13 protein-coding genes, 1 tRNA gene and 2 pseudogenes are annotated in these 19,773 nt (G+C 60.8%); 7 read left to right on the plus strand and 9 right to left on the minus strand.

All coding sequences use genetic code 11. The features are described 5' to 3' along the window. Positions 1-152: 152 nt before the first annotated feature. From K0F88_RS04720 to K0F88_RS04735, 4 genes are all read right to left on the minus strand, one after another. On the minus strand, positions 153-1,325 hold the full coding sequence (locus tag K0F88_RS04720; protein WP_219094314.1) for a hypothetical protein: 1,173 nt from the start codon (positions 1,323-1,325) through the stop codon (positions 153-155). 74 nt (positions 1,326-1,399) lie between these two features. Then, positions 1,400-3,121 carry a J domain-containing protein gene (locus K0F88_RS04725; RefSeq protein WP_094470647.1) on the minus strand — a complete coding sequence of 574 codons (1,722 nt, stop codon included), beginning with the start codon at positions 3,119-3,121 and terminating at the stop codon, positions 1,400-1,402. Between the two features lie 11 nt (positions 3,122-3,132). Continuing rightward, positions 3,133-4,830 carry a molecular chaperone HscC gene (locus K0F88_RS04730; RefSeq protein ID WP_094470648.1) on the minus strand — a complete coding sequence of 566 codons (1,698 nt, stop codon included), beginning with the start codon at positions 4,828-4,830 and terminating at the stop codon, positions 3,133-3,135. A gap of 295 nt (positions 4,831-5,125) precedes the next feature. Next, the gene (locus tag K0F88_RS04735; RefSeq protein ID WP_219094316.1) at positions 5,126-6,544 is read right to left on the minus strand and encodes a short-chain fatty acid transporter; all 1,419 of its coding nucleotides are present in this window, start codon (positions 6,542-6,544) and stop codon (positions 5,126-5,128) included. Positions 6,545-6,745: 201 nt separating this feature from the next. Between K0F88_RS04735 and K0F88_RS04740 the strand changes: the two genes are divergently transcribed. From K0F88_RS04740 to K0F88_RS04750, 4 genes and pseudogenes are all read left to right on the plus strand, one after another. Beyond that, entirely contained in the window at positions 6,746-8,059 is a 1,314-nt protein-coding gene (locus tag K0F88_RS04740) for an MFS transporter (protein ID WP_219094318.1), read from the plus strand. Positions 8,060-8,277: 218 nt separating this feature from the next. Next, positions 8,278-8,964, plus strand: a pseudogene (locus K0F88_RS32925) (PAS domain-containing protein); the annotation flags it as partial. Between the two features lie 102 nt (positions 8,965-9,066). Further along, positions 9,067-9,504: pseudogene (locus K0F88_RS32930) on the plus strand (methyl-accepting chemotaxis protein); the annotation flags it as partial. Between the two features lie 57 nt (positions 9,505-9,561). Then, a complete protein-coding gene (locus K0F88_RS04750) occupies positions 9,562-10,161 on the plus strand; it encodes a flavin reductase family protein (RefSeq protein WP_219094322.1) in 600 nt (199 codons plus the stop codon). Positions 10,162-10,173: 12 nt separating this feature from the next. Here the strand turns inward: K0F88_RS04750 and K0F88_RS04755 are convergent, their stop codons facing one another. Beyond that, a complete protein-coding gene (locus K0F88_RS04755; RefSeq protein ID WP_219094324.1) occupies positions 10,174-10,542 on the minus strand; it encodes a cupin domain-containing protein in 369 nt (122 codons plus the stop codon). A 77-nt stretch (positions 10,543-10,619) separates the two neighbouring features. Next, positions 10,620-11,429, minus strand: a complete 810-nt coding sequence (locus K0F88_RS04760; protein WP_094470654.1) for an AraC family transcriptional regulator — start codon at positions 11,427-11,429, stop codon at positions 10,620-10,622. A 186-nt stretch (positions 11,430-11,615) separates the two neighbouring features. On the opposite strand from K0F88_RS04760, the gene ddlA reads away from it, so the two are divergent. Then, the gene (gene ddlA, locus K0F88_RS04765; protein ID WP_219094326.1) at positions 11,616-12,710 is read left to right on the plus strand and encodes a D-alanine--D-alanine ligase; all 1,095 of its coding nucleotides are present in this window, start codon (positions 11,616-11,618) and stop codon (positions 12,708-12,710) included. A 54-nt stretch (positions 12,711-12,764) separates the two neighbouring features. On the opposite strand, the gene ggt is transcribed toward ddlA, so the two are convergent. After that, positions 12,765-14,597, minus strand: a complete 1,833-nt coding sequence (gene ggt, locus K0F88_RS04770) for a gamma-glutamyltransferase (RefSeq protein WP_219094328.1) — start codon at positions 14,595-14,597, stop codon at positions 12,765-12,767. A gap of 164 nt (positions 14,598-14,761) precedes the next feature. Between ggt and K0F88_RS04775 the strand changes: the two genes are divergently transcribed. Next, complete coding sequence (locus K0F88_RS04775; protein WP_094470658.1) at positions 14,762-15,871, plus strand: DUF2817 domain-containing protein; 1,110 nt, start codon at positions 14,762-14,764, stop codon at positions 15,869-15,871. A gap of 71 nt (positions 15,872-15,942) precedes the next feature. Here the strand turns inward: K0F88_RS04775 and K0F88_RS04780 are convergent. Together K0F88_RS04780 and K0F88_RS04785 are read right to left on the minus strand one after the other, a co-directional pair. Then, positions 15,943-16,019 (minus strand) — tRNA-Met (locus K0F88_RS04780). Between the two features lie 116 nt (positions 16,020-16,135). Next, on the minus strand, positions 16,136-18,193 hold the full coding sequence (locus tag K0F88_RS04785) for a methyl-accepting chemotaxis protein (RefSeq protein WP_219094330.1): 2,058 nt from the start codon (positions 18,191-18,193) through the stop codon (positions 16,136-16,138). 332 nt (positions 18,194-18,525) lie between these two features. Between K0F88_RS04785 and K0F88_RS04790 the strand changes: the two genes are divergently transcribed. Further along, entirely contained in the window at positions 18,526-19,743 is a 1,218-nt protein-coding gene (locus K0F88_RS04790; protein WP_219094332.1) for an MFS transporter, read from the plus strand. The last annotated feature ends 30 nt before the right edge of the window (positions 19,744-19,773 follow it).

A 19,773-nucleotide genomic window follows, 5' to 3' on the forward strand; every position in this document is an offset into this window, starting at 1 on the left:
CGACTTCCCAGACTGACGTCCTGTCAGCCTGCAGCACTGGGGTTTACCTCAAGATCTCGCAAATGATACGACGGGTCTACTGTCAGAACTGACAGGAGGAAAGCGCGCTTTTGCGCGTAAGCCTTCGCTCACGCGCAAAAGTGCAAAGCCGATTACAGCGCAGGTGCCGGAGCCGCTGTCACAGGTGCCGGGGCTTGCAGCTGTTTGAGCTCAGACTGGATCGGCGTCGTCGCGCACTTGGCCACGGCTTGTTCAGGCGTCAGGTTGCGGATCGAGGTGTAGAACAGCTCGCAGGTTTTTTCTTTCTGGGTCACTTGCCACGTCTGTGTACAGCCTTTCAGCTGAACGGTCGGGTCAGTCCCGGGTTTGCTGCCCATACCGGCCTGCCAGCAGGCGGCGCTCAAATCCTGGCCCATGACTTTCAGGCCCGCGGCGTCGGCCTTGGCCTGAGCATCGTCGCCGGTGTAGCTCTCCGGGTTGGCGGCGTACCAGATGTAGCTTGGGTGGTTGGAGCCCAGCACCGGCACTTTCACCCCGGCGCTCGGGCTGATCGTGGCCAGACCCAGCACGTTCACGGTCGGCCCGTATTGCTGCTTGATCCAGTTACGCACCGGCGCGCCGAACGCGACCATCGGCAATGCGGCACCGCGAGCGTTCTGGCTGACTTCCTTGACCATGGTGGTCTGGTAGTCCTTGAAGTAGTCGTAGACGCCTTCCAGATCCTTGCCCGCACTGGCCGGCGCCGCAATCGGCGCGATATCAATGATGGTCTGGTAACCCGGCGTCTGATCGGCGGGGATACCGTTGTCCGTCAGCAGCGTGGCCCAGCGATCCGTGGTGGCGGAGCGCAGGTAGTCCTGGGCCTGTGTCAGCGAGTAATCCGGCGGGAAATGCAGCAGCTCGACGCTCTTGCGGTTTTCCAGGGCCATGCCCAGCGGCAGGAACAGATACCAGCTGTAAGCCCACTTGCCATCTACGTTGAGCTTTTTGGCACCCGTATAGGCCAGATCACCGGCATTGAGCAGCGCGGCCAACGGTTTTTCGTAACCCTTCGGCACGCCGCTGATGTCGGCGTAGAGCTGACCGTAATCGGTTTTGACTCGCACTTTCGCGGTGCTGTAGCCATCGCGCTGCACGCTTTGGGTCAGGTAGTGCTCGACGGTTTGCTCAAGCGTCCAGTTACGGAAGCAGATCACGTTGCAATTGTTGGGATAGGCGAATAGCCGGGTGACGCGTTCGGTGCTGCCCAGCTTCAGATCGACATCGGCGTGGGCGGCGGCACTCAGGGTGAGGGCCGCGAGGGTAAGTCCTGTCAGTTTGAACATGCTCAGATCCTTTTCAGCGTGGGTCCGCGTTGATCGCGGGCGATAGTTACTTAAGCAGATCGGCCGGCAATCGCTCACCTGAACATCAAATGCGTGAGGTGATACTCCGGGAAATACATCCGGCGCACGAAGATGACGCCGACCATCACCAGCAAAAACACCAACTGCAACGGACTGAAGTGCGTCCAATGCAGCGCGGTCAGCCATGGACGCCGGGCGGCCAGTTCAGGCGCGAGCTGACCGATTCGGCGCTTGTGCAATAGACCGATCAGCATGAAACCGACATAAGTCGCCATGCCCGGCCAACCCAAGAGAAGCCCAAACAGCAGCGTGAGGACGGCTTGCGGAACACCGTGTCGCATCACTAGCCAGCGGGTATCCGGGTTCCAGTGTCGGGGGACCAGTCCTTCGGTCAGCCACAGGTCCTGGACAATGACATGCGAGACGATCGGAACCCACCAGCTCATGGCGAAACGGAGGAACCAGACCGGCACGCATGCGAATGCAAACGGGATGAATATCATCGGGATGCTTATGCTGAAACCCTTGGATTTGTATTCAGTCGGGAAATAAAACAAAAACAGCGCCAGCGCGATGCCCGCCCAGACGCGCACCCAGGTTTCGTCGGCGATCGGGCGCGGCAGGAAACGTCGCCAGTGAAAAACATCGGCGTGGGGCAGCCTTAAACGCAATTCCGGGTAACGCCACTTAAGGGTTTGCGCTAGGTCATGACAGGCCTGCCACTCGTTCTGGCCAAAGCCGTCGATCATTTTCTTCTGTTGCCCGGGCTTCATCGGGTTCATCAGCAAATGGGCGGCCTGAACGTCAGCGGCCCAGGTCCGGCTGTCTTGCGCCTTGGCCTGCAGGCTTGCGTAGAAGCTTTCCTGATTGCAGCGCTCGATCAGTGCCTGCCAGAGCGACGCCGGTTCAGGATGAATGCCTTTTTTTTCGTCCCAGCCAAACACCTGACCGACGCGGTCGAACAGCGGCAGGCTCCATTCGGTGTCGTTGAACAGTTGCAGGAGGATTCGCTGCCACTCCTGACGTCGATCGAACACCTGCAGCCAAGGTTGTGCGGTGTAGCTTTTGAGCAGGGAGAGAAAGTCACGTTCTTTCTTGTCTTCGAGCAACTCCTGCAGCGCCTGCCGATAATCTTGCAGCAAACCACTGGCCAGAGCGTCTTGCTGCCAATCGGTCATTTCGACGTTTTGCCAGGGCGCGAGCCAATCGAGGTGCTGGACCGCCCAGGCGGCAATCGAATTGCGCAGGCCCGGATGATCGAAGCACAACGCCAGCAACGACTGCTCAAACGCCTTGGCGCAGTGCTGTTGTTGCGCCTGCGCCCAACGCTCGGACAGATTCTGCTCGGAGAGCCCGTCGAGCAAGGCACGCGCTGCCAGTTCGTCCGGCGCAGCAACCGGTTCGTGCAGGGGCTCGGGGTTGGACGGTGCAAGGTTCAGCGAGCGGAGAGGGGGCGGGCTTTCAAGGTTCAAGGGCCGAAGTGGAGGCGGACTTTGAAGGCTCAACGCACGCACGTCGAGCACATCGGACCCTGCCTGGAGGTCGGTGTGATTGGGCTTTTCGACAACGTCGGCCATTGCGACTTCACGTTCTTCGGCGGCGTTTTCGGCCCGCCATTGCGCCACACTCAGCGCCTCCTCATAAGCCTCGCGCACACGCTGAAAGCCTTCGGGATCTTCATCGGGGCGGAAGGTTTTCAGCAGCCGCGCGTAGCTTCTTTTGATAGTGCGCGCATCAGCGTCTTCGGGCAGTTCCAGCACAGACCAGCAATCCATGTTGCCGCTCCTCAGTGCCAGAGGCCGTTGTCCAGCGTGCCCAGTTGCTGGATCAGTTCGCTGCGCGCTTCACGGATCCGCCGTTCGTCCTGAGAATCAAGCACGTGCTGAAACTGTTTGGCCCAATGAGCGATCTGCTCACGCATCTGCCCCAGACTTTCCTGATAGAGACGCTCAAGACGTGCGGTCAACACCGTATTGACCTGCTGATCGCGCGGATGAATCTTCAACAGCGCCAGGCCCTCCAGTCGCTGCTGGATCTCCTCGGGTGTGAGCACGCCGGGATTGTTCTCGATGACCAGCGAATGCTTGTCGCCCGTCAGCGGGATGACCACTTGGGCTTCGAGCAAACCGTTGTTGTCGTAGGTGAAACGCACGTCGAGGGCGACTTCGCCGGCCTTGCGTTTCGGCACTTTGATGTCCAGTTCGCCCAATGCCACGTTGTCTTTGACCAAACGGCTTTCGCCCTGAAAGATCTTCAGCAGCACGTGCTCTTGGTTATCTTGCAGTGTATACACCGTCTTGACCCTGCTCACCGGCACGATGCTGTTGCGCTCAATAATCGGCAGGTAATGCCCGCTTTCGTACTGCTGGCCGATTTGAGTCGTCGTCTCGATGCCCAATGTGTAAGAACAGACGTCGGTCAGCACCACTTCTTCCAGCGCGGCGGAGCGTGCTTTCAAGGCTGCCTGGATCGCCGCACCGTGGGCCACGACTTCGTCCGGGTCGAGACTGATTGAAGGGAAACGCCCAAACAGGCCGGCCGCGAGTTTGCGCACCAGCGGCATGCGCGTCGTACCGCCCACCAGCAGGATTTCGTCGAGGTCACTGACCCGAATCCGCGCGTCTCTCAGCGCCCGTTCGATTGGCGTGCGCAGGCGTTCGAGCAGCGGCGTGTAGAGCGTGGCCAGTTGCGCTTGGGTGATGGTTTGCGTCCATTGCTGGCCGTCGACCCGCAGGCTGAATTCGGCGCTACTGTCCTGGCCCAGGGCTTTGCGCACACGCTCGGCCTCGCGACGCAACGGCTGGATGATGCTGTTGCGGTCAGGAAAGTTGTCGGTGTTGCGATGGTGCTCAAGGAAATGCTCAAGCAGCACGCTATCGAAATCCTCGCCGCCCAGGAAGTTATCGCCGGCGCTGGCGCGCACTTCCATGACCCCATCGAACAGCTCCAGAATCGACACGTCGAAGGTGCCGCCACCGAGGTCGAACACCAGGAACGAAGTTTCCTTGTCCCGTTGATGCAGCCCATAGGCCAATGCTGCCGCGGTCGGCTCGTTGATCAGTTTTTCAACCTTCAGACCGGCCAGCTCACCGGCAATCCGCGTGGCCTTGCGCTGGGCATCGCTGAAGTAGGCCGGCACGCTGATCACCGCTTCCTGCACGGTTTCGCCAAAGGCCCGTTCGACGTCTTCCTTCAGGCTTTTGAGCACCAGCGCGGAAAGCTCCTCGGGGCGGAATGATCTGTCTCCCAGGCGCACTTCCGTGGCGCTGCCCATGTGCCGCTTGAACAGCGAAGCGGTCTGGCGCGGATGGGTGTGCAAACGCTCGCGGGCGGCCTGGCCCACCAACACGCGGCCTTGATCATCGAGACCCACCACGCTGGGGGTGAGAAACTGGCCCAGAGCATTGGGCACCAACTCGCTGGACTCCCCCCGCCAGACGGCGACGAGGCTGTTGGTGGTCCCCAGGTCAATCCCTACGATCATTGCGATGAACTCCCTTTCCGGCCTGCAAAAAATTGAAACAGATAATATTCGGGCAAGGATATTACCGGAGCAGCGGGGCGGTAAAGGAAAGTAGTGGCACTGAGCTATTATTTGCGACGGGACGCAGTAGCCCTTAGGCAAAGACGGACTACTGCTTTGAATACAGTGGGATTCTCAATGTAGGAGCGAGCCTGCTCGCGAATGCGGTGGTTCAGTCAACATCATTAGTGACTGATACGCCGCTTTCGCGAGCAGGCTCGCTCCTACAGTAGTTTTGCGGTGTTCTTTAGAGGGTTTACGGCATCACCGGCGCCGTATACGTCAGCGTCGTCCCCAGCGCCCACAGCAAAAACAGCACCAGCGGCGTGTGCACCAGCAGTTGCACGAACGAAAAGCCGATCAAGTCCCGGGCCTTCAACCCGAGTACGCCCAGCAGCGGCAGCATGTAGAACGGGTTGATCAGGTTCGGCAGGGCTTCCGCCGCGTTGTAGATCTGCACGGCCCAACCCAGGTGGTAATTCAGGTCGGTGGCCACCTGCATGACGTAAGGCGCTTCGATGATCCATTTGCCGCCGCCGGACGGAATGAAGAACCCGAGAATCGCCGAGTAAACGCCCATCAGCAGCGCATAGGTGTCGTGGGACGCAATGCTGACGAAGAAGGTCGAGATGTGGTGGGCCAGGGTCTGCGCGTCGGAGCCTTTGACCGTGGTCATCAGCGCGGCGATCGAGCCGTAGAGCGGAAACTGGATCAGCACGCCGGTGGTGGTCGGCACCGCACGAGACACAGCATCGAGGAAGCTGCGCGGGCGCCAGTGCAGCAGCGCGCCGAGCATGATGAACAGGAAGTTGTAAGTGTTCAGGCCCGAGATCGCGCTGATCGCCGGTTTAGTCGAAAACTCGTGGAACAGCCATCCCGCTGCCAGTAGCACCAGCAAAATCGTCAGCAACGGGCTGTGCTCCAGCCATTCACCGGGACGGGTGCGCGGTTGCAGTGGTGGCAGGTTGAAGCTCGGGTCGATGCCGCAGGCTTCGGCGTCGCGGGCTGTTTTCGGCCCCGGCGCGGTGGCGTAGGCAATGATCAGCGAAATCACGATCAGTGCCAGCAACATGACGCCGGACTGCCAGAGAAAAATGGTCTGGGTGAAGGGAATGACGCCGGTGATCGACAGAATCGACGGCGGCAGGCTGGCCGGGTTGGCCTGCAATTGCGCGGCGGACGACGACAGGCCCAGGGCCCACACGGCGCCAAGGCCCAGATACGCGGCAGCACCGGCGGCGCGGTAATCCATTTTCAGGTCGGTGCGGCGAGCGAGGGCGCGCACCAGCAGACCGCCGAATACCAGCGACAGGCCCCAGTTCAGCAGCGACGCCACCATGGAAATCAACGCGACCCAGGCCACGGCCGAGCGACCGTTTTTCGGGATCCGGGCCAGGCGGTCGATGAGTTTCACTGCGGGCGGGGAACTGGCGACCACATAACCGCCGATGACCACGAACGCCATCTGCATGGTGAATGGAATCAGGCTCCAGAACCCATCACCGAAAGCCATGGCCGCGTCAGTGGGTTTGGCGCCCATGGCCATGGTTGCCACGGCCACGATGATCACCGCCAGGGCGGCAAATACCCAAGAGTCGGGGAACCAGCGTTCGGCAAAACTTGAGCAGCGCAGGGCAAAGCGGGCGGAGCGGGTATCTTCGATATCAGCGGCCACGGGAGTACCTCGAATTTTTATGTTTATTGTGGTCTTTGGGGCGGCAAAGGCCCGTCTGGACAGGTGCCAACAGTAAATCAATCAGTCATATTTTGTGACGAAGATTAACCAGACTGAGACTTTGGTCTAACGGGTTGTCGGTGGACGCGTTTGCGTAGACCATGGGCGCCTTGGTTTTTTGCCCGTGCCAGAGTTCTTTTCATGATTGCCAACACCGATTCGCGCCCGGCGCCGTTCAGCCGCTCGGACTACAAGACCCTTGGCCTGGCGGCCCTTGGCGGCGCGCTGGAAATCTACGATTTCATCATTTTCGTCTTTTTCGCGCTGACCCTCAGCCAGTTGTTCTTCCCGCCGGACATGCCCGAGTGGCTGCGCTTGCTGCAAAGCTTCGGGATCTTCGTGACCGGCTATCTGGCGCGCCCATTGGGCGGGATTCTGATGGCGCATTTCGCCGACCGGCTGGGGCGCAAGAAGGTTTTCAGCCTGAGCATCCTGATGATGGCGCTGCCGTGCCTGCTGATAGGGATCATGCCAACCTACGCCCAGATCGGCTATTTCGCACCACTTTTGCTGTTGATCCTGCGAGTCCTGCAGGGCGCTGCGGTCGGCGGTGAAGTACCAAGCGCCTGGGTGTTCGTCGCCGAGCACGCGCCGGCCGGGCATCGCGGTTATGCCCTGGGTTTCCTGCAGGCCGGGCTGACCTTCGGCTACCTGATCGGCGCTTTGACCGCGACTTTTCTGGCACAAGCGTTCACCCCGGCGGAAATCCTCGATTACGCCTGGCGTTACCCGTTCCTGCTGGGCGGCGTGTTCGGGGTGATTGGCGTCTGGCTGCGCCGCTGGCTCAACGAAACCCCGGTATTCATGGCGATGCAGGCGAAGCGTGATGCAGCGGTAGAACTGCCGCTGCGCACGGTCTTGCGTGAACATCGCCTGGCGATATTGCCGGCGATGATCCTCACCTGCGTACTGACATCGGCGGTGGTGGTGTTCGTCGTCATCACCCCGACCATGATGCAGAAAACCTTCGGCATGACCGCCAGCCACACCTTCGCCTTGAGTGCCTTGGGCATTGTGTTCCTGAACATCGGCTGCGTACTTGCCGGGCTGCTCGTCGATCGCTTCGGTGCCTGGCGCACGGTCATGCTTTATAGCTTGCTGCTGCCGCTGGGCATCGGTGTGCTCTATACGTGCCTGATCACTGGCGGCCAGTGGATTGGCCTGGCGTACGCGATTGCCGGACTCGGTTGCGGGGTCGTCGGCGCGGTGCCGTCGGTGATGGTCAGCCTGTTTCCGGCGCGGATTCGCGTCTCGGGGATTTCCTTCACCTACAACATTGCCTACGCCGCGTGGGCGAGTGTCACACCGCTGTTGTTGATCGGTCTGATGCCATGGAGTCCATGGATTTGCGTGATATTCAGCGCAGTAATGGGCGCAGTGGGCGTGAGCAGCGCGGCGTATTTCGGTACACGGATGCCTCGGGTTGAACACTGCCCGGCCGCTGGCGCGGCGTGAATAAATAGCCTGATAGGCGTGCCGAAACTATTTTTGTAGGACAACCCTGAAACAGGCTTCAGAAAATATCCGCAAGGCCGATGGCTAGGCTGCATGCCGCTTTCTATCCCTGTCCATCGGTGCTTTCCATGTTCAACAAACGCTTGAAGCAGGAGCTGTCGGCTCTTCGCGAAGAACTCTCCAGCCTTCAGCAAGTGAAGGACAGTCTGGAAAGCGAGATGCTGGTCCTGACCCTGGATCCTGATGGACGGATTCAATCGGTCAACCAGAACTTCCTCGGAGAGATGCTCTACAAGAGCAGCGACCTGATTGGCCGGCACATTGAAGACATTGTCCCGCCCCATGTGAAATCGGACGAATTCCACCACCGCTTCAAGGCTGCGCTGACCCGCCGCGAGCACTTCGCCGGCGCCGTGCGTTTGCTGCGGGGCGATGGCCAGGAAGCCTGGTTGCGTTCGATTGTGCAGCCCGTGTTGTCCTCGGAGGGGCGGATCAAGCACTTCTCGATTTATTCCAGCGACCTGACCCGCACCATCGAGGCGTCCCGCGAGCATGAAAACCTGATCGGCGCGCTGGTGCGTTCGACGGCGGTCATTGAGTTTGATCTCAATGGCAACGTGTTGGCGGCCAACGAGCGGTTCCTCAGCGGCATGGGTTACAGCCTGGCGCAAATCAAGGGCAAACATCACCGTACATTCTGCGAACCTGAGGATTACAGCAGCGCGGAATATCAGAACTTCTGGCGCCGCCTGAATGCGGGCGAGTTCGTGGCGGGCCGGTTCAAGCGTGTGGACAGCCATGGTCGTGTGGTCTGGCTGGAGGCGTCCTACAACCCGGTGGTGGACGCCAACAACACGCTCTACAAAGTGGTGAAATTTGCCACGGTGATTACCGATCAAGTCAATCAGGAGCAGGCGGTCGCCGAAGCGGCCAACATCGCCTACAGCACCTCCCAGCAAACCGATCAAAGCGCCCAGCGCGGTACCGCCGTGGTGACTCAGGCGGTGGACGTGATGCGTGACCTGGCCCGGCACATGCAAACCGCCGGCGAAGGCATCGAAGCATTGAACGAGCAGTCGTTGGTGATTGGCACCATCGTCAAAACCATCAGCGGCATTGCCGAACAGACCAACCTGCTGGCACTTAACGCGGCCATCGAAGCGGCGCGCGCCGGTGAACAGGGCCGAGGGTTTGCCGTGGTGGCGGACGAAGTCCGGCAGCTGGCGTCCCGTACCAGCCAGGCCACCGATGAAATCGTTGGCGTAGTGCGTCAGAACCAGGACATGGCGCGCAATGCCGTGGCCCTGATGACCGACGGCAAACTCCAGGCTGAACAAGGCCTGGCGCTGGCGGCGGAAGCGGGCACGGTGATCGTCGAGATTCAGGACGGCGCGCAGAAAGTGGTCAACGCGGTCGGGCAGTTTGCCAATCAACTGGCGACTTGATACCTGACCTCCTGGCGGAAATCGCTACAATCGGCGTTTTCCCCAGGAGCAGCCCTCATGAGCGTTTCTCACCGCCGTCCGGTTCCCTTGTCCAAGGCTTATCGCTTGCTCAATCACGGGCCGACCGTGCTGGTCAGCGCGGCGCATGACGGCCAGCGCAACATCATGGCCGCCGCCTGGGCGATGCCTTTGGACTTCGAACCTCCAAAAATCGCCGTGGTGCTGGACAAGTCGACCTGGACCCGCCAACTGCTGGAAGCGTCGGGCACCTTCGTGCTGAACGTTCCCTGCGCGGCCCAGGCCGATATCGCGCAGACCGTAGGCTCGACGTCGGGCCTGGAGTTGACTCAGGGCCAGGGCCTGGACAAGTTTCAGGTGTACGGCTTGCAGACGTTCAGCGGCGAGCTGATCGATGCGCCGATGCTTGAAGGTTGCGTCGCCTGGCTGGAGTGCCGGCTGCTGCCGGAGCCCGACAACCATCAGCAATACGACCTGTTCGTGGCCGAGGTGATTGCCGCCCAGGCCGATGAGCGCGTGTTCAGCGAAGGCCGTTGGCATTTCGAAGGGCACGATGCTTTACGCACCCTGCACCATGTTGCGGGCGGGCATTTTCTGACGATCGGCGATCCGGTGGAAGGCAAGACCTTGCAGCCGTAAACCGGCTGCCTTTCACACCCACACGTCATTCTGCGCCGTGCGTTCGCCACGCTCACTGCCCGTGTTCAGTACACCCTTGGGCTCGATCAGCAGCAGTTTCACTTCCTGTTCGGCGCAGGGTTTGTGCTCGACCCCCTTGGGCACCACATACATTTCGCCCGCGTTCAGCAGGACGTGGCCATCGCGAAAGTCGATGCGCAACTGCCCTTCGAGCACGATGAAGGTCTCGTCGGTGTCCAAGTGATCGTGCCAGATGAAATCCCCCAGCAGTTTCACCACTTTGAACTGGTAGTCGTTCATTTCGGCGATGACCCGAGGGCTCCAGTGCGAGTCGATCCGGGCGATTTTTTCAGCGAAGTTCAGGCTTCGATAGGCATTCATGAAACAAGCTCTCGTGGTTGATCGTGAATCCACGATAGTCAGCACGGCAGCAGGTTTCTTGTACGATTGTGCGTGGCTTAGCGGCGGTGCATTTTCATCCAGCGAGCCGGTGACAGGCCGTAGGCCTTGCTGAATTGCCGGGTCATGTGGCTCTGGTCGGTGAAGCCGGCGATCAGCGCGGTACTGACCAGAGACTGGCCCTGGATCAGCAGTGCGCGAACCAGGTCCAGGCGACGCATCGTCAAGTATCGATAAGGGCTGGTGCCGAACAACAGGCGAAAATCCCTCGACAGACTCCAGCGATCCCGACCGCTGTGCTGCGCCAGTTCTTCCAGCGTCACCGTGCGATCCAGGGCGCTGTGGATGAACTCCCGCGCGCGCTCCGCCGCCACGTAGTCGAAGCGCTGGCGTTTACCGGGCGCGCCGGAGACGGTGCTCAAGGCCTGTGCCAGATCGAACAGCGCGTCCTGTTCCTCCAATGGGTCGAGCGGGCAATCCAGGCTTCGCAGCAGCACGTCGGAGGCGGCGAACAGGCGTGGGTCGGTCGACAATCCGGTCTTGATGAACGGCAGCGGTTGTCCGCCGAGTATCTGCTGGATCAGCGCCGGCTCGATGTACATCATCCGGTATTTGAACCCGGCCTCGGTGCCGGCCTCGCCATCGTGGACCTCGTCCGGGTGCAGCACCAGGGTCCCGCCGGGCAGACTGTGGCGCCAGCCGCCGCGGTACTGAAAACTCTGCACGCCGGCCAGGGTCCGGCCGATTGCGTAGGTGTCATGGCGGTGAAGGTCGTAGCCGTGGCCGGCAAAAAACGCCTCGAAACGCTGAACCCCGCCCACGTCGGGGGCGCGATGGAACCAGTCGATGGGAGGCGTGTGCTTGGCCATGGTGTCGTTGTCTTGAGCTCAATGTCGATCACGGTAACCCAGGGACTGGCCACCTGTCTGCTGGCCGACAAAACCCATGGGGCTGGTAGAAAACCGCAAACAAATGTAGCAAGGTATCGAGCATTCTCTGCACCCTGTAAGCCATCGAGGCGCGGGTGCGTTTGATCGTTCGTCGAGGTGTCTGGTATGAGCAAACTGCGGGTAGGGATTATTTTTGGTGGTCGTTCGGCGGAGCACGAAGTGTCGCTGCAATCGGCGAAAAACATCGTCGATGCGCTGGATCGGTCGCGCTTCGAACCGGTGCTGATCGGTATCGACAAGCAAGGCCATTGGCACCTTAATGATCCGTCGAACTTCCTGCTCAACCAGGAAAATCCGGCCCTGATCGCCCTCAACCAGTCCAATCGGGAACTGGCCGTGGTGCCAGGCAAGGCCAGCCAGCAATTGGTCGAAACCTCCGGCCAGGAACTGCTGGGCCACGTCGATGTGATCTTCCCGATTGTGCACGGCACGCTGGGTGAAGACGGTTGCCTGCAAGGCCTGTTGCGCATGGCGGATTTACCGTTTGTCGGCTCCGACGTGCTCGGCTCGGCGGTGTGCATGGACAAGGACATAAGCAAGCGCCTGCTGCGTGATGCCGGGTTGGCGGTCACGCCGTTCGTGACCCTGACCCGCGCCAGTGCCGCGCGCACCGGGTTCGCCGAGGTCCACGGCAAACTCGGTCTGCCGCTGTTCGTAAAACCGGCGAACCAGGGTTCGTCCGTGGGGGTGAGCAAGGTCAGCGACGAAGCCGATTACACGGCGGCAGTGGAACTGGCTCTGGGTTTCGATGAAAAAGTATTGATCGAATCCGCCGTCAGCGGCCGCGAGATCGAGTGCGCGGTGCTGGGCAACGAGGACGCCATCGCCAGCGGTTGTGGCGAAATCGTGGTGCGTAGCGGCTTCTATTCCTACGACAGCAAATACATCGACGCTCAAGCCGCGGAGGTCGTGGTACCGGCCAAGATCAGCAGCGAGGCCAGTGAGCGCATCCGTGCCTTGGCTGTCCAGGCGTTTCAGGTACTGGGCTGTTCCGGGCTGGCGCGGGTCGATGTGTTCCTGACCGACAGCGGTGAAGTGCTGATCAACGAAATCAACTCGCTGCCCGGCTTCACCCGCATCAGCATGTACCCCAAGCTCTGGCAGGCCACCGGCATGACGTACAGCGAGCTGGTCAGCCGCTTGATCGATCTGGCGCTGGAGAAGCACAAGGCACGGCAAGCGCTGAAGATCACGCGCTGAGCGGCCCTGATCCAAGGCTTGCCTCTTGGTAGGCCTTTTCCACCTCTGTAGGAATCAATCCCCCAACGCCTCCCCCTCACGCCGAGGGTCGGCCCCGCCCGCCAACGAAGGCTTCCCCTGCGCATCCTTCACCCGAACAATCGCCTGGGTGCCGCTGGTCATGTCGATCTCGCTCACGCTGTGCCCTTTGTCCTTCAGCGCCTGAATCAGCCCGGCGCTGAACTGGCCTTCTTCCAGTTCCGTCGGTCCGTTGCGGCTACCGAAGTTGGGCAGGCTGATGGCAGCTTGCGGGTCGAGGTTCCAGTCGAGCAGGCCGATGGTGGATTTGGCGACGTATTCGATGATTTGCGAACCGCCCGGCGAGCCGATGGTGGCGAGAAATTCGCCGCTCTGGCGATCGAAGATCAACGTCGGTGCCATGGACGAGCGGGGGCGTTTGCCAGGTTCAACGCGGTTGGCGACTTTCTGCCCGTTTTCTTCGGGGATGAACGAGAAGTCGGTCATCTGATTGTTGAGCATGAAGCCTTGCACCATCACGTGCGAGCCGAACGCGGATTCGACGGTGGTGGTCATGGACACCGCGCCCCCTTCGTCATCGACCGCCACCACTTGCGAGGTGGAGATGCGCAGCGGCGAGCGATCCGGCGCATAGGCGACCTTGATGCCCGGCGGTGTGCCGGGTTTGGCCGTGCCCATGCTGCGGTCGCCGATCAGGGCGGCGCGGCTGGCCAGATAGGTTGGGTCCACCAGGCCATTGACAGGGACGGGCACGAAGTCGGCGTCGGCCAGATAAAGCGCGCGGTCGGCGTAAGCCAGACGCTCGGCTTCGGCGATCAGGTGCACGGCTTCTGGCGTCGGCTCGGTGCCGGCGGGTTTGTCGGTCTTGACCGGTTTCATTGGGGCCAAGGCAAAACGCTGATCGCGAACTTCCAGCGCCTGGAGTGTGCCAAGGATCTGCGCCACGGCGATCCCGCCCGACGATGGCGGCGGCATGCCGCACACCTGCCAGCGTTTGTAGTCGGTACACAGCGGCGCGCGTTCCTTGGCCTTGTAGCCTTGGAGATCATTCAGCGACAGGCTGCCAGGGTTGGCGTGGCCCTGAACCTTGGTGACGATTTCTTGCGCAACCGGCCCTTTGTAAAACGCGTCGGGACCTTCTGTAGCGATGCGTTTGAGCACGGCGGCCAGTGCCGGGTTTTTCAGCTGAGTACCGGCCGCTTTCGGACTGCCATCCGTGTTCAGAAAGTACGCCATCATGTCTGGCGAGCGACGCATGGAGGAATCTGAAGCGATCAGCTGATGCAGGCGCGGCGAGATGGCGAAACCTTGCTCCGCGAGTCTGATGGCCGGTTCGAACAGCTGCGCCCACGGCAGACGACCGTGTTTCTGATGGGCCAACTCAAGCGCCCGCAACACACCGGGCGTTCCCACTGAGCGACCCCCAATCTGCGCCTGGGTAAAGGCCATCGGTGTGCCGTCGGCCTGTAGGAAAAGCTTCTCTGTGGCGCCGGCCGGTGCGGTTTCGCGACCGTCGTAAGTGCGCACGTTCTTGCCATCCCACAACACAATGAACGCGCCGCCCCCGATGCCCGAGGATTGAGGTTCTACCAGCGTCAACACCGCTTGCATGGCAATCGCGGCGTCCACCGCCGAGCCGCCCTGACGCAGCATCTCCCGCCCGGCTTCGGCTGCCAGAGGGTTGGCTGCCGCCGCCATGTGTTTCGCGGCGTGCCGGGTTTGCAGGTCGGTGCGATAGCCCGAGGCGACTTCCGGCGCGATCGGCAATGTCGACGTGGGTGGGGCGTTGCACGCTGCGAGGGTCAGCGCGGTGGCGATCAGCGAAAAAGCTGACAGGCGATAGCGGCTCAAGCGGAAGGCTGAGAACACGTTGGGCACTCCGTCCGTGGGAAAAGATCAGGGGACTTTATCGGCCGACTGGGCGTGGTGCAAACCACGGATGACAACCAAGACGCTTTTGCCCTTCATGAGTTGACGGATTTTCTGTAGGGTCGAGGGCATCAGACGGGTCAGAAAATCAACAAGAGGCAGCCATGCAGACCGAGTTTCCTACGCAGCCGAGTTATCGCACGCAACGTGAGCAGTTCCTCGCGGCAGCGACCTCGGCCGGAGCGACATTGACTGAATATCCACACCCGCTCAAAGGACCCTTCGGCGAGCCCTTGAGCACCGATGTGGCGGTATTAGGCGATCCGGGTGCCAAGCGATTGCTGATCGCGTTGAGCGGCACCCATGGGGTGGAAGGTTTCTATGGCTCGGGATGTCAGATCAAGTGGATGCAGGAGTTGGGCAAGCGTTCACTGCCGGCCGATGTCGCGGTGGTGATGATCCACCTGATCAATCCCTGGGGAACAGCGTGGCTGCGTCGGGTCAACGAAGACAACATCGACCTGAACCGCAATCACCTGAATTTCCAGCGTCCGCTGCCGGACAATCAGGCTTACGCAGCGCTGCATGACATCTATGCCTTCACTGAGTTGCGAGGCCCCGAACGTGACCGCGCCGACGCCCTGCTCGAGGGGCAGATTCGCGAACACGGCTGGCCAGCGGTGATGTCGATTGTCGAGGGCGGCCAGCACAGTCATCCCGATGGCCTGTTTTATGGCGGGCTGGCGCCGAGCTGGTCGAACCGCACGCTGCACGAAATCCTGCAAAAGCATATTACCCACGCCGAGGTCGCGATGTGTTTCGACTTGCACACCGGCGCTGGCGAGTACGGTCATCCGATGTTGCTGACCATCACCGAGGCCGCTTATCCCGCGCTGCCCGATGCACAGGCCATCTACGGTCCTTGGCTCTACACGCTCCTGACCGGTGCCGACACCTTGAGCGAAACCGGCGTGGCGGCCACCGCGACGGGCTACACCTCGCAGGCACTGATCACTGCGCTGCCGCAGGTCAAACTGATGCCGTTCGTGATCGAGTGCGGGACGTATCCGGGGCCGGACGTTCATCGTCATTTGCGCGATGACCACTGGCTGCATCTGCACGGCAATCCAAGTGATGCGGTGGGACGTGAAATCAAACTGAATCTTCTGGAGCAGTTCTATCCTGCCGACAGCGACTGGCAGGCGATGGTCTGGCTGCGGACCTGGCAGATTTGGGAGCGCGCGTTATCGGCGTTGCCGACGGTTCGTTTTTGAGGTGCTGTTCGGGGCACTTTTCTCGAGACATAAAAAAACGGCCTACCTTTCGGTAAGCCGTTTTTAGTACTTGGTGGCTACACAGGGACTTGAACCCCGGACCCCAGCATTATGAATGCTATGCTCTAACCAACTGAGCTATGTAGCCAAGTGGCGCGCATTATTCACCGGTAATGCAGATGCGTCAAGCGTAAATCCAAAATATTTCTCTACGCTTTCAACCGCTTATCCACCTGAGCCGAAAATCCGGACCGGGGGAGGGTGTCAACTGAGCTGAAATCTCCCGGTATTGGCACTCAAGGCCTTGCTGCCCTGGCTCAAGGTGTCCGCCGCCAGGTTCACCGCCCGCGCGCCTTCGAGCAACCTTACGGCTGCCTGATCGACTTGCTGGATGTTGCCGCTGACTTCATCAGCGGTGCAAGCCTGCTCCTCAACGGCCGTGGCGATCTGCGCCAGGGTGTCGGTGACGCCTTGCACCGCGTGGGCGATTTCCCCAAGGCGCTCGCCCAGGCCGGTGACCGACTGGGCATCACTTTGCGCTTGGCTACAGGCCGCTTCCATCAGGCTGACCGCCTCATTGACCGTGCTGCGCAGGCTGTCGACAGTGCCGGCGATCTGCGCGGTGGAGGATTGGGTACGTTGCGAGAGGCTGCGCACTTCATCGGCCACCACTGCGAAGCCGCGGCCTTGTTCGCCCGCGCGAGCCGCCTCGATCGCCGCGTTGAGCGCCAACAGGTTGGTCTGCTCGGCTACGCCGCGAATGGTGTCGACCACCAATTGAATCTGCTGGCCTTGTTCGCTGACCCGGCCAAGTGCCGCCGCTGTATCGTTCAAGCGCTGGTTGAGCTGCTGAATGCTCGCTGTGGTGCGCTGACTGTCGCGGCTGCTGTCGGCCGCAATGCGTTGGGTGTGTTGAGCGCTGCCGGACGCCTGTTCGCAACTCTGGGCGACACCTTGAGAGGTCGCGGCCAACTGCGTGGCCGCAGCGGCGATCTGGCTGATCTGCAATTGCTGCGCTTCAACTTCGCCCAAGGCGCCGCTGGAGTGATGGTTGAGGGTGCGCACCGCGTTGCTCACCTGCAAGGTTTCGTGATCGACCCCCAGCAAACTGTTGCGCAGCTGCACCACCGCGACATTCAGCGCGGTGCTGATGGCCGCCAGTTCGTCGCGCCCCTGCACCGGCACTTGCAGGCTGAGGTTGCCGTCACGCAAGGCTTCGGCCAGCAGGGTGATGCCGCTGGCGCTGCGCCGGATCGAGGCCTGCAAGCAGATGAACAGGTACAGCGCCGCCAACAGCAGGCAGCCAAAGATCGTCGCCACCAGAATGAACTGGCTAATCGCCGATCCGTGGTAGTAATCCAGACGTTGATCCAGCGAAACCAATGACTGCTGACGCAGTGAGGCGAGGTCGGTGAGCAGGCTGTCGAGGCTGCGCTCGAATTCTTCCGGCTTGAGCTTGATGCTGCCACCGAAGACGCCGTCATCGAGGACTTTCAGTTCAGCATCCAGATGCTTGAGGCTTTCCTGGTATTGCCCGGCCCAGCTTTGCAACGCGCTGGGCAAGCGTGCTTCCAGGAGGCTGGCGGTTTTCGCCAACTGTTCCCGGGCATCGCCGATACGTCCGCGTAAATCGCGCAATTGCAGACGGCTTTGCAGGGTGAACTGCCCGGATACCACCGACGCCTGCCCGACGCTGGCCAGACGGCCAACCCGCTCAATCAGGTCCGGCGCATGTTGCGTCGAGATTTGCGTCAGCAGGTAGGTTTCCAGCCATGGCGCGAGGGTCAGGCGATTGTCCATGGCGATCTGCTCGCGCAAGGCTTGCAGTGCACTCAAGGCATTGGTGAAACGATCATAGCCATCCGGCCACCAACCGACGCTGCTCAGGCTTTTCGAGTCGAGGCCGTTGAGGGCGGTTTGCAGGACCTGATAACGGGCCAGGGTTTCGCCCTCGGCGCCTTCGGTTTTCAGCGCATTACCGAGGTCCGAGGTGGCTTGGGCGACGGCGGGTTGAACCGCATCGAACGCGGCCATCGCGGCAAGGGTCGCAGGGGTTGGCTGGCGATTGGTTTCCGTCGCGCGCCAGCGGGCAGCGCGGTCACGTTGGGCGGCGAGCAGGTTATCGAGTGCATCCAGGGCGAGCAGTTGACGAACACCGGCACGTTCGCCGGAGATCAAATTAAGTTTGGCGCGATAATCCTGACCAATCATCAACAGGCTGCCCGCCAGCGGCAGGATAAACAGCAGAAACAACAACTGAAATTTGCGTGCGAAGCCAAAACGCCCCAGCAATCCGATCCCCGGTGATAAAAAAGCCTGCATGCCCCATGACTCCTCTGGACACCACGCACCATTGGCGTGCGCCGGGGTCGTTGCGACCGCGACTTGTGCCCTTTTAAAAGGCCTCGAAAGTTCACCCTTGTCAGCTCTGTAGGCCGACTCTGTGGCGAAACTTCCCATTCTCGGTCCCCTTTGTAAGGGGCCGCGTTGAAGCGGATTAACAAGGCAAGATTCAGACCATGGCGTTGCGCTATCACCTTCTTGGCGATGAATGTCGAGGTCGTTAGCAGGCTAAGGGGATGGCGCTGCTGCACTGAAAAATGGCACATTGACGCACCTGCCCGTGTGCACCCATCCGCTGTACGGAAATTCTCATGGCTATCAGTAACGCTCAGACCGGCGCGACGCCGGCACCCGCGACTTCACAAAGCAGCCCTTTGGTCATGCGCATCATCGGCGCGGTGGCGCTGGCGCATTTGATCAATGACCTGATCCAATCGGTCCTGCCGTCGATTTATCCGATGTTGAAGGCCAACTATGGCCTGACATTTACCCAGGTTGGATTGATCACTTTGACGTTCCAGCTGACAGCTTCACTGTTGCAGCCATGGGTCGGTTACCACACCGACCGCCATCCCAAACCCTGGCTGCTACCGGCGGGAACCGTCTGCACGCTGATCGGCATTCTGATGATGTCGGTGGTCGGCACGTTCCCGTTGATTCTGCTGGCGGCGGGGTTGATTGGCATCGGCTCGTCGACCTTTCACCCGGAAGCTTCTCGTGTGGCTCGACTGGCCTCGGGCGGGCGCTTCGGCCTGGCGCAATCGACCTTTCAGGTCGGCGGCAATGCCGGCTCGGCCTTCGGTCCATTGCTGGCGGCGGCGATCATTATTCCCTTTGGCCAGGGCCATGTGGCCTGGTTTGGATTGTTCGCCGTGTTTGCGCTGTTCGTGCTTTATCGGATCAGCCGCTGGTACGCCAACCACTTGAACCTGTTCAAGCTCAAACAAGGTCAGGCGGCGACACACGGCTTGTCGAAACGCCGAGTGATCAGCGCGCTGGTGGTGCTCGGGCTGCTGGTGTTCTCCAAGTATTTCTACATGGCCAGTTTCACCAGCTACTTCACCTTCTACCTGATCGAGAAGTTCGACCTGTCGGTGGCCAGTTCGCAGCTGCATCTGTTCCTGTTCCTGGGCGCTGTGGCGGCGGGGACCTTCTTCGGTGGCCCGATCGGCGACAGGATCGGGCGTAAGGCGGTGATCTGGTTCTCGATCCTTGGCGTTGCGCCGTTCACCTTGATCTTGCCGCATGTTGACCTGTTCTGGACCAGCATTCTCAGCGTGGTGATTGGCTTCATCCTCGCGTCAGCCTTTTCGGCCATCGTGGTGTACGCCCAGGAATTGGTGCCGGGTAATGTCGGGATGATTGCCGGGGTGTTCTTCGGATTGATGTTCGGTTTTGGCGGGATTGGCGCGGCGTTGCTCGGGCACTTGGCGGATGTCCACGGCATCGAATACGTGTACTTCCTGTGCTCGTTCTTGCCGTTGTTTGGCGTGCTTGCGATCTTCTTGCCTCGGACGAAGAAATCCTGAGGCAACGCAAAACCCTGTGGGAGTGGGCTT

The sequence above is a fragment of the Pseudomonas sp. UMAB-40 genome (genome assembly GCF_900095275.1).
Classification (GTDB): Bacteria; Pseudomonadota; Gammaproteobacteria; order Pseudomonadales; family Pseudomonadaceae; genus Aquipseudomonas; species Aquipseudomonas mandelii_B.

What these genes read in the sequence shown, in the direction of transcription:
- K0F88_RS04720 (WP_219094314.1), bottom strand. Translation starts at nt 1,325, where the DNA reads ATGTTCAAACTGACAGGACTTACCCTCGCGGCCCTCACCCTGAGTGCC.
- K0F88_RS04725 (WP_094470647.1), bottom strand. Translation starts at nt 3,121, where the DNA reads ATGGATTGCTGGTCTGTGCTGGAACTGCCCGAAGACGCTGATGCGCGC.
- K0F88_RS04730 (WP_094470648.1), bottom strand. Translation starts at nt 4,830, where the DNA reads ATGATCGTAGGGATTGACCTGGGGACCACCAACAGCCTCGTCGCCGTC.
- K0F88_RS04740 (WP_219094318.1), top strand. Translation starts at nt 6,746, where the DNA reads ATGATTGCCAACACCGATTCGCGCCCGGCGCCGTTCAGCCGCTCGGAC.
- K0F88_RS04750 (WP_219094322.1), top strand. Translation starts at nt 9,562, where the DNA reads ATGAGCGTTTCTCACCGCCGTCCGGTTCCCTTGTCCAAGGCTTATCGC.
- K0F88_RS04755 (WP_219094324.1), bottom strand. Translation starts at nt 10,542, where the DNA reads ATGAATGCCTATCGAAGCCTGAACTTCGCTGAAAAAATCGCCCGGATC.
- K0F88_RS04760 (WP_094470654.1), bottom strand. Translation starts at nt 11,429, where the DNA reads ATGGCCAAGCACACGCCTCCCATCGACTGGTTCCATCGCGCCCCCGAC.
- ddlA (WP_219094326.1), top strand. Translation starts at nt 11,616, where the DNA reads ATGAGCAAACTGCGGGTAGGGATTATTTTTGGTGGTCGTTCGGCGGAG.
- K0F88_RS04775 (WP_094470658.1), top strand. Translation starts at nt 14,762, where the DNA reads ATGCAGACCGAGTTTCCTACGCAGCCGAGTTATCGCACGCAACGTGAG.
- K0F88_RS04785 (WP_219094330.1), bottom strand. Translation starts at nt 18,193, where the DNA reads ATGCAGGCTTTTTTATCACCGGGGATCGGATTGCTGGGGCGTTTTGGC.
- K0F88_RS04790 (WP_219094332.1), top strand. Translation starts at nt 18,526, where the DNA reads ATGGCTATCAGTAACGCTCAGACCGGCGCGACGCCGGCACCCGCGACT.